Consider the following 8,411-nt stretch of genomic DNA (forward strand, 5'->3'; position numbering starts at 1 on the left):
CCTCACTGATCCGTCGCGCCGTTTTCGGTGCGAGCCCCAGCAGCGCCCGAATCGCGGCGCCCGTGCGGTGACGCGCGCGCAGCTCGAGCACCTGTCCGAGCAGAACGAGGGTCACGATCACCGCCGCCGCCTCGAAATAAACGGCCACTTCACCATGCGGATCCCGAAATGAGTCCGGGAACATACCGGGAAACACCGTCGCCACCAGGCTGTAGGCATATGCCACTCCCGTACCCAGTCCGATCAAAGTGAACATGTTCAGACTGCGATTCACGATCGATTGCCAGCCGCGGACGAAAAACGGTCAACCGCCCCACAACACCACCGGAGTACCCAGGGTGAACTCGATCCAGCCCAGCGCGCGCGGCAAGGCCAGCCAGTCGAATGAAAGTCCGATCGCATCACCCATCGCGATGATCGCCAGGGGGACGGTGAGCACGGCGCTCACCCGGAAGCGCCGCGTCATGTCGAGAAGTTCGGGATTCTCCTCCTCCTCGATCTCGACCGCTATCGGCTCCAGCGCCATGCCACAAATGGGGCACTCTCCCGGTTCGTCGCGAACGATCTCCTGGTGCATGGGACAGGTGTATTTTGTCGCGGCCGCTGGAATCGCGGGGTTGACAGGCTCGAGGGCCATGCCGCACTCGGGGCAGGCCCCCGGGCCGTCCTGACGGACTTCCGGATGCATGGGGCAGGTGTACTCATTATTGTGGTCTACCTGCGAGACATCTGCCTCGGGACCATTCTGCCCCTGATGCTCCTCACCGCCAGATTCGAGGGCCTGGGTGAAATGATTGAGACAACCCTCACTGCAGAAATAGTACGGGTGCCCGGCCAGCTCTACCGTAAATGGTGTGGTCGCCGAGACCTTCATCCCGCATACGGGGTCCGTGAACTCGGTCGTATTGACCGGTCCGGAACAGCAATGCGCCTGAGGGGGATGAACCGGCATGGCTAGCCTCCGTTATGCATCTGTGCGCGTGTCCTGATGCTCGATGTCACCGGAAAAACTCTCGATCAGGTGACAAACGGTATGCCCGTCGGGCATGCCATCTGGCATCGTTTCCCAATGCCTGATCGCCGACTCCATGCGTTTCTGGAGCTCGATCGCCTCCTCGATCCTGCGGCGGTTGGCCCTGATATGGCGTTGAATGATCTGCCGCACCTGAGGACAGGGAGATCGACCACGATCCGCCTCGCGAAGGATCTGTCGGATCTCGTTCAACGTACATCCGAGGCTCTTCGCCTGACGAACAAATCGAATACGCGCGACATCGTGCTCGTCGAACAGCTTGTAGCCGTTATGCGCATCGCGGACCGGTTCCAGTAGCCCGATCCGCGCGTAATAGCGAACCACATGAGGTGGTACGCCAGACATTCTCGCGAGTTCGTTGACGATCATCTTCATTGACCACTCAGCGTGTTTGCAGAGCCGACCGCCCGCACCTTGCAGGCGGCGGCTGCATCGCGGAACCTACTTGGCTATTCCCTTTGGCCCCTGACTCATGGGGCCTTTACCCATGGGCTCTTTGCCCATCGTCCCTTTCATCATCTTGCGGGTCTCCCATGCCGCTTCCTGACGCTCCATCATCCCATTGCCCGATTTCCCCGTGCACCCCGAAACGGGATGCATGGAAGCATCCCTGTCTAACGAAACTGTTACCTGCCGAGCAACAACTCCCGCAACATGGTTTCCATGAGGATCTGGCGCTTTTCAATCCGGTCGAGGCGGTCAAGAACATCCTGGTGATGACCGTGCATCATTCCCTTACCCATCATTCCACCTCCCTTGCCGCCGTGTCCCATTCCCTTGCCCATCATCCCGCCGCCCTGGCCACCCTGCATCATTCCCTTGCCCATCATTCCGCCACCCTGGCCACCCTGCATCATTCCCCCACCGGCAGTCTGCGAACCACCTTCGGTAGTCTCCTGGGCCTCGGGATGGTGCGCCTCGTGCTCACTGTCCTGCTCCTCGGAGAAGGCGAACGGCGCACTCAACATCATGCTCAGGATTGCGATTGCCAGTTGTTTCTTCATGGTCATGCTCCTCGTATTGATTGGTCAATTCAGTTGCGAACATCGGGTGCGGCTCTACGAATGATTAAAGTGTAGAACTTGTAAGCAGCACACAGGTCAAGGCCACTGCGCTCTCGAATTGACTGCCACCCACCAAGTTTCCGATACTGCGTCGAATACCATAAGTGGCGAGTTTCATCGTATTCCCGCTCACCCTGCTTTCCAAATCAATGTCCCCGGCCGTGTTCTATTTCGCCTGGGTTTCAGTGGTTAATCAGGTCACGCCGCTTTTCTTCATATTCCTCCCTATCGATTTCACCCCGAGCATAGCGCTCCTCCAGAATCTCCAATGCCGTTCCGCCGCGGCGGCCGGCCTGGTTCGTGTTCGATGTCATCGCCCTGACTGCCCAGACAGCGAGCACGATGAGGAGAATCCAGAACAGCCACATGAAACCCCCTCCAAGCCCCATAACGCCTCCTTCTCCATGCATATCGACGATCCTCTCCAAGAAATCTCTAACGTTCGCTGCGGCTTCTCTGATCGATTTCAGCCCAGGCCGAATAAACCTCCTCCGACCACAGGGCGCGAAGGCTCCGCATTGCGCGTTTCCGCTACTAGGAGCCTGTCGGTTTTAGGAACAACCTACTGCGCTGATGGGAGAGCGGCCAAAAAATCCCCAATTCCTCGTTGCGTAGGCCCACTATGCGCCTCGAAATCGTGAACTGTTTGTCTCGCTCTCCCACCATGCTCGCTACGATCGCCTAAATCCGACAGGCTCCTAGGAGGCCAGGATCATGAAAACCGGACGGTATCGCATCACTTTCTCCCTTTCCGAATAGGTATCCAGGCCAGAGTTCCACGTCCGCGAAGGGAATCATCGAAATTCGTAGACACCCGTACTTCCCAGCGAATCGAAGGGCACAATGCTGTAGTGCTGAGGATTTGGACCGTCCATCCCGGGAGAACCGATCGGCATACCCGGAACGAGGATGCCCTTTACATCGGGTCGCTCCTTCAGCAGCCGTTTGACGACATCCGCCGGGACGTGCCCCTCCGCCAGGTAGTCACCCACTACCGCGGTGTGGCAGGACGCGACTTTTTCATTAACCCCCAGTTTCGCCTTGCCCTGAGGCATATCCGAACGATTGACCGCATTTACCCGGAATCCGTTATCCTCCAGATGATCGATCCACTTGTTGCAGCAGCCGCAGGTGCGACTCTTGTACACCGTGATCTCGATCGCCTCGCCTTCACGGGTCTGAAGCAGGCCGGCGACCAGGTCTGCGGCAAGAATGACAATCCCACCGCTTCCCGGCACCCAGGGCAGCCGGGATGGCTTGGCAGGCCCATGGGGGCCAGGACGGTTTTGGCCCCGTGTCTATTGCTCATGGTTGCCTCCTTCATTGCCCCTGACTGTTACGCAGGGGCTTCTGCGCCAATTGCTGTTTGGGCGATTTCTGTCAAATGACATACCACCCTGCTTGTCTTTTCGTCCGTCCCCTGTGTTGCGACAACCGTTGCATAGTTCGACTATGCGCCTGTTGTCGCGCCTGGATGACGAACGAAAATCCGGTGCGATCTGGCATGCCATTTTCCGGCAACCGCCTTGATGTTCAATGTCCCATCTGGGAATGATCCATACTGTGGGTCTCGCCGGTCCCCTCCTTGTACCAGGGGAACATCGGCGTATAGTAGCCTGGCCCTTTGGAAGCCCCTTTTGGCTTGCCGCCACAGAGCGCCCAGGTCGCGTTGTCCAGCATGATCAGTCCGCGCGAACCCTGGGCACATTGTGTGGCGATGTCGTTCCTGGCGGAGGTGGGTTCCATGACATAGCGGTCGTCGAATCCCGCTTCGCGGCTCTTGCCGCTGGCCGGGATGGCGTCCAGCTTTGCAAGTGCCGCGCCGCCGCCCGTTGCGGCATAGCCGTCTTTCGCCCCGGCATGACCTTCATGGTCAGAGGCAGGAGGCTGGTGCATGGTGTGCTGGCTGTGGTCCATTTCGGCCGCGAGCGCTGCCGATATGCCAAGGAAGGTCATGGTCCCCAACAAAGCAGTTCGCAAACCTTTACGGTGTGTAGAAATCATGGTGTGACCTCAGTAGTTCACTGGATGTAGCCGTGTTCCATGTTCAGGATGGAACTGCGTTCGCCGATCTGGTCGTTGAAGGTCTGGTCAAACGAGAACACCAGGCCGGCCCAGATAGTTTGGTCGGTATCGACCCCTGTCATCATCGCCAGGCCGTCGTTGAAAGAAGTGAAGCGGTACTGGCCGACGATGTCGAAGCCATGGCCGAGCCGGTAGACGTAGTTCGGTATGATGCTGAACTGCGTCGCGTCGTTCTGGTCCGGATAGTCCTTGTAAGCGAAAAGCAATCCGGCACGGGAACGTGTCAGCAGATTGGGACGGTGGGTAAAGGTGAGATAGCCGCCCACCGACCAGGACCTTGCCTGCCGCAATGCCCCCAGGCGCAGATCCTCGCTGTCAGCGGGATTGAAGCTGACATCGTCGATACCATCGTTGTAGATGGCCTGCAGCCCCGTGCTCCATACCTTGGTTGGATCGAGATTGAGATTGGACTCACCGCCGGCCACCACCGAGAAAAAGCCCTCGTTGGTCTCCCCGGTTACCGTCTCCTTCACGTTCTGGTAATTCACGAATACGCCGGCATAACGGATTCGTTCCACGTAGCGCATCGTCTCCGGGACCTCGTAGCGCCAGCCGATTCCACCGCTGTTGATGTCCGGGGCGATCGTCTCACCCTGAGCGTTGGTCTGTGTCTGCGCCCCCGCCCACAGGCTCACCGCGTTTCGGCCCTTGTTCAAGAACCAGTCCACCGTGCCGATCGGGGCGAATAGAACATCCTCCTCGGCCTCGCGGTAGGAATTGGCATCGGGAATATAGGCGTAATCGAGCAGGTCCTCGTCCCGCAAGGTGGGAAACTCGACGACGAAGTTTCGCTGGCGGGTCTGGCCGATCAATACGCCAGCGTTCTCGTTCCAGAAGAACGCATTGAGCTGATTGAAATACACATCGCCTTCGACCTCGCTCTCGAAGCCCACCTTACGAAGGCCGATCATGGCACCCCCCACCCCTTTGTCGTTGTACAGACGCTTGTCGAAACGCAATAGGATCGCCGAGTCGGAGGTGTCGAAGTCGCTGGAATCCCCGTCAGGCGCCCCGGCGAAACCGTCGGACTTCTCATAGCGGAAGGTGGCGAGCAGGCGCCCCGCCACGGTGGTGCGTGGCAGCACGGCGCGATCCACTTCCAGTGCCGGGACCGGTTCGACGATCGCTGCGATTAGAATCACACCGCCAAGTATCAATGGATTCAGGTTCATGGCGTTGTCTCCCCGAGCGCTCACTGGTCCACCGAGGTGGACGGCATGTAGGTTGGCTTGAAATCCTCGTAGGCGAGGACGGTCAGCATCCCGCCGGGATAGAGCCCGTTGTTTCGCACGTGCGTGGTGTTGTGGTCGTGGAAGGTCCAGAAGCCCGGGTTATCGCCGTAGATCATGATGTCGTAGGTCCCGCCAGGATCGACGTGCACCGTGTTGATCTGCCGTGGCTCGGCGAGATCGTTGCCGTCCTGGGCCACCCACCAGAAGTCGTGTCCATGCAGGTGCATGTGATGACTGGCGTTGCCGGCATTGATCAGACGCACCCGGATCCACTCCCCCTGCTGAATGCCGATGCGCTTGGTCGAGGGATAGCAGCGCCCGTTGATGCCGAAGAAGTTGTACTCGATGGGCACGCCCGAGGAGCGGCCAGGAAGATAGGGTGCGGCGTAGCTGCCATCCAGAACGGCCTTTTTGAAGGCGTCGTAGTCGCGAAAAAAACCGTGGGTCTGCGGATCGAGCTTCCCCCGCGCCATGAGCAGATTGACCTGCTTCATGCCCTCCAGCAGCCCATTCATTTCCTCGCGCGAGAAGTTGAGGTCCCAGGACTCCAGCATCAGCGTGTAGTCACGGGACCAGGGGAATCGCTTTCTCAGCGGGTCGTCCTTCTTGTGGATGATGAACGCCCCGTGCATGGCGTGACTGGCGTGCAACGGCGTTCCCCAATGGCAGTGGTACCAGCGTGTCCCGCCCGGTTTGGCCTGGAAGCGATAGACGAATGTCTGCCCCGGATGCACCGGGTCCTGGGTAACCATCGGTACACCGTCCATGGTGTAGGGCAGGACCACGCCGTGCCAGTGGATGGTGTGCATCTCTTCGGTGTGGTTGGTGAAGTTGACCTTCACCCAGTCACCCTCGTCGACATGGAACTCGGGACCGGGCACCTGACCGTTAAAGGCGAACATATGGGTCTTCACACCCGGCAGGAGCTCGTGCTCGACAATCCGGATATCCATATCGAATTCGCGGTAATCCACCTCGTCGTCGGCAGGAGAGCCCGGCGGCTCGATGATCAAGCCCGGCTCCATCTTGTGACCTTCCATGTACATCATGGTCCCGTAGCCACTCATGTCATGACCCATGGCCGAGTGATCCATGGTGGAGTGATCGAGTTCAACGGAACGGGCAGCGAGAGACGTTCCCGCCGCGACAGCTCCTCCCGTGAGGGCCGCAGCGGACCTCAGGAATCGTCGTCGGTCGGCATTGGTCTCTTGAACGCCAACACGTTCATCGCAACCGGGCGCACCCGTATTGCACTTGTTTTTTTCCACGTAGTGTCTCCATCAGTCGGTTACGGAACCAGCGATCCGAACGGATAGGGTCGGACCGATTTTCCCTAAAGAAACCAGTTAATTACGACTGATGGAGTTGTGGAGGGCGCGGATGGACGGGCCCGCTGTAGGTGGGAACGGGAAAGAAAGCCTTTGGCAGATAGACAACAATAAGAGAAGCGACCGCACGAGTGTCACCGACCATCATGACCGTACAGTGACCACACGTGCCGCAGTCTGTGCAGTCTCCGCAACAATCACCGTCGGGGCAGTGACGAGAAGCAGACAAGTGCCCGGCTTGATCCTCCCGAGCATCCATCTCGACCGATGGATCATGGGTCTGATGGGAGGCGCCTGCGGAAACCTGCTTGTGACAATCCGCCGGCTCGGACAGGTCGACGTACGAAATGGCATCGGCGAGCGATCCGAACAGGAACACCAGTACGCAGGCATGAACCAATCTGTGGAGGACGTCTCGCATCACGAACTGATTAGAACCGAAATCGTTACCGCGGAGTTCAAGGGTATCCCGCTGCAGGCCGTGCGCGAATCAGGGTACGCCTGGTAACGGGCACCCGGCGCCGACCCGGTCCGCCTGCAACACGATTCCGCTCAATTCGATCCGGAACTGCGCATGGTGGAACGTGGACATCGACGACTCCTGGATGACTCATTCTTCCACGAACGCGCCGCCCACCGATTCGTCCAGGATAGTCAGATCGTCCTGCTGCTGGACCGCCTGCAGGTGACCTCCCTGGTCCCCAGAAACCCGGAAGCGTTCCGACCCTGCCACGCGGCAACAACCGGGTCCCGCGGAAGGTCCGGGACGAGTCGCAGGTCCAGTGCCGGTGGATATCGACGGGTATCCATCACATGGTTGTGCTAGGCGGGATCGAATAAATTAATAATTTATTGTTTTCACTATTGTTTCTTGAATTTCCCCTGCAACATACCATCAAACCTACCACTTCGCCTTGTCGATGCGCGCCTGGTCGAGAACCGACTTGGTCAAGCGAATGGCTCGTACCGCCCTCCCGCTTGCCGGTGAGCTCGGCTGCGGGTAGTTGTGGAATCCGAAAAGCAAGTTCAGGCGAGCGCCGCGAAGACCTCACCCGGGAGAATCGGTGCCGGGAACAATGATAGCCCTGATGCAAAACGACAGTACCGGAACATGCGTGTTGCTGTGAAAGCACATAACGCGAAGTTTGACAGGTAAACCATCGACCCATGCCAGACGTCATCGACATGACCGCCCGCCGCGTCCTCACAGAGGAGGACTTCGACAAGCGCCTGGAGGCCATCGAGGCCCGCGTCGCAGAGCTTGAGGAAGAGAAGAACGCCTCCCGGGGCCAGGAACTGGCCCGCCTGTTCTACCGCTCGGGATGGACGAGGGGCGGTTGCGGGGCTGCCCGGGGACCTGGTCAACTGGAAACCGGCCTCACCAGAGCCCGCGGGAGCGACTAGTTAGCTTTCTTATCCCACATGTCCCGGAAACTCCGCTTTTTCTCCGGCGCTGACGGTTCCGGTTTCGGTACCGGCCGGTCGGCATCGACGATCGTCGGGTTTGTATCCTGCGGCCGAGCCCATAGCGGGGGAGCGTCCCAGTTGATCCTTTCGGCGTTGAGCACGATCGCCGCGGCGCGGTCGTAGCACAACAGGTCAAGGGCTTCGTTACCGCCCTTGCGTCCCATCATCGCCCACCCTTTCGGGGTACGAACCTCCCGGCTTA

Annotated in this window: 11 protein-coding genes and 2 pseudogenes; 2 read left to right on the forward strand and 11 right to left on the reverse strand. The window is 59.2% G+C overall.

From position 1 onward, the window contains the following. The 10 genes and pseudogenes from LJE91_16415 to LJE91_16460 form a co-directional block, all read right to left on the reverse strand. Positions 1 to 700, reverse strand: a pseudogene (locus LJE91_16415) (hypothetical protein). Positions 701 to 781: 81 nt separating this feature from the next. Next, positions 782 to 952 (reverse strand): annotated as a pseudogene (locus tag LJE91_16420) (YHS domain-containing protein). 12 nt (positions 953 to 964) lie between these two features. After that, entirely contained in the window at positions 965 to 1,402 is a 438-nt protein-coding gene (locus LJE91_16425) for a MerR family transcriptional regulator (protein ID MCG6870252.1), read from the reverse strand. Positions 1,403 to 1,474: 72 nt separating this feature from the next. Then, the gene (locus LJE91_16430; protein MCG6870253.1) at positions 1,475 to 1,633 is read right to left on the reverse strand and encodes a hypothetical protein; all 159 of its coding nucleotides are present in this window, start codon (positions 1,631 to 1,633) and stop codon (positions 1,475 to 1,477) included. 26 nt (positions 1,634 to 1,659) lie between these two features. Continuing rightward, positions 1,660 to 2,037, reverse strand: coding sequence for a hypothetical protein (locus LJE91_16435; protein ID MCG6870254.1), 378 nt, complete (start codon positions 2,035 to 2,037; stop codon positions 1,660 to 1,662). Between the two features lie 242 nt (positions 2,038 to 2,279). Beyond that, positions 2,280 to 2,507, reverse strand: a complete 228-nt coding sequence (locus LJE91_16440; protein MCG6870255.1) for an SHOCT domain-containing protein — start codon at positions 2,505 to 2,507, stop codon at positions 2,280 to 2,282. Positions 2,508 to 2,891: 384 nt separating this feature from the next. Further along, complete coding sequence (locus LJE91_16445) at positions 2,892 to 3,335, reverse strand: DUF411 domain-containing protein (protein MCG6870256.1); 444 nt, start codon at positions 3,333 to 3,335, stop codon at positions 2,892 to 2,894. Between the two features lie 295 nt (positions 3,336 to 3,630). After that, the gene (locus LJE91_16450) at positions 3,631 to 4,053 is read right to left on the reverse strand and encodes a hypothetical protein (protein ID MCG6870257.1); all 423 of its coding nucleotides are present in this window, start codon (positions 4,051 to 4,053) and stop codon (positions 3,631 to 3,633) included. Between the two features lie 65 nt (positions 4,054 to 4,118). Continuing rightward, positions 4,119 to 5,354, reverse strand: a complete 1,236-nt coding sequence (locus tag LJE91_16455; GenBank protein ID MCG6870258.1) for a hypothetical protein — start codon at positions 5,352 to 5,354, stop codon at positions 4,119 to 4,121. 20 nt (positions 5,355 to 5,374) lie between these two features. After that, a complete protein-coding gene (locus LJE91_16460) occupies positions 5,375 to 6,682 on the reverse strand; it encodes a multicopper oxidase domain-containing protein (protein ID MCG6870259.1) in 1,308 nt (435 codons plus the stop codon). Between the two features lie 289 nt (positions 6,683 to 6,971). Here LJE91_16460 and LJE91_16465 point away from each other — a divergent pair, with 289 nt between their 5' ends. Together LJE91_16465 and LJE91_16470 are read left to right on the forward strand one after the other, a co-directional pair. Next, entirely contained in the window at positions 6,972 to 7,250 is a 279-nt protein-coding gene (locus LJE91_16465; GenBank protein ID MCG6870260.1) for a hypothetical protein, read from the forward strand. A gap of 659 nt (positions 7,251 to 7,909) precedes the next feature. Continuing rightward, the gene (locus tag LJE91_16470) at positions 7,910 to 8,146 is read left to right on the forward strand and encodes a hypothetical protein (protein MCG6870261.1); all 237 of its coding nucleotides are present in this window, start codon (positions 7,910 to 7,912) and stop codon (positions 8,144 to 8,146) included. On the opposite strand, the gene LJE91_16475 is transcribed toward LJE91_16470, so the two are convergent. Beyond that, positions 8,143 to 8,411, reverse strand: a 269-nt coding sequence (locus tag LJE91_16475) for a hypothetical protein (protein ID MCG6870262.1), incomplete at its 5' end; no start/stop codon positions are given. The genes LJE91_16470 and LJE91_16475 overlap by 4 nt on opposite strands.

The sequence above is a fragment of the Gammaproteobacteria bacterium genome, from assembly GCA_022340215.1.
In the GTDB taxonomy this organism is placed as follows: Bacteria; Pseudomonadota; Gammaproteobacteria; order JAJDOJ01; family JAJDOJ01; genus JAJDOJ01.

What these genes read in the sequence shown, in the direction of transcription:
- LJE91_16470 (MCG6870261.1), top strand. Translation starts at nt 7,910, where the DNA reads ATGCCAGACGTCATCGACATGACCGCCCGCCGCGTCCTCACAGAGGAG.
- LJE91_16435 (MCG6870254.1), bottom strand. Translation starts at nt 2,037, where the DNA reads ATGAAGAAACAACTGGCAATCGCAATCCTGAGCATGATGTTGAGTGCG.
- LJE91_16440 (MCG6870255.1), bottom strand. Translation starts at nt 2,507, where the DNA reads ATGCATGGAGAAGGAGGCGTTATGGGGCTTGGAGGGGGTTTCATGTGG.
- LJE91_16450 (MCG6870257.1), bottom strand. Translation starts at nt 4,053, where the DNA reads ATGACCTTCCTTGGCATATCGGCAGCGCTCGCGGCCGAAATGGACCAC.
- LJE91_16425 (MCG6870252.1), bottom strand. Translation starts at nt 1,402, where the DNA reads ATGATCGTCAACGAACTCGCGAGAATGTCTGGCGTACCACCTCATGTG.
- LJE91_16430 (MCG6870253.1), bottom strand. Translation starts at nt 1,633, where the DNA reads ATGCATCCCGTTTCGGGGTGCACGGGGAAATCGGGCAATGGGATGATG.
- LJE91_16455 (MCG6870258.1), bottom strand. Translation starts at nt 5,354, where the DNA reads ATGAACCTGAATCCATTGATACTTGGCGGTGTGATTCTAATCGCAGCG.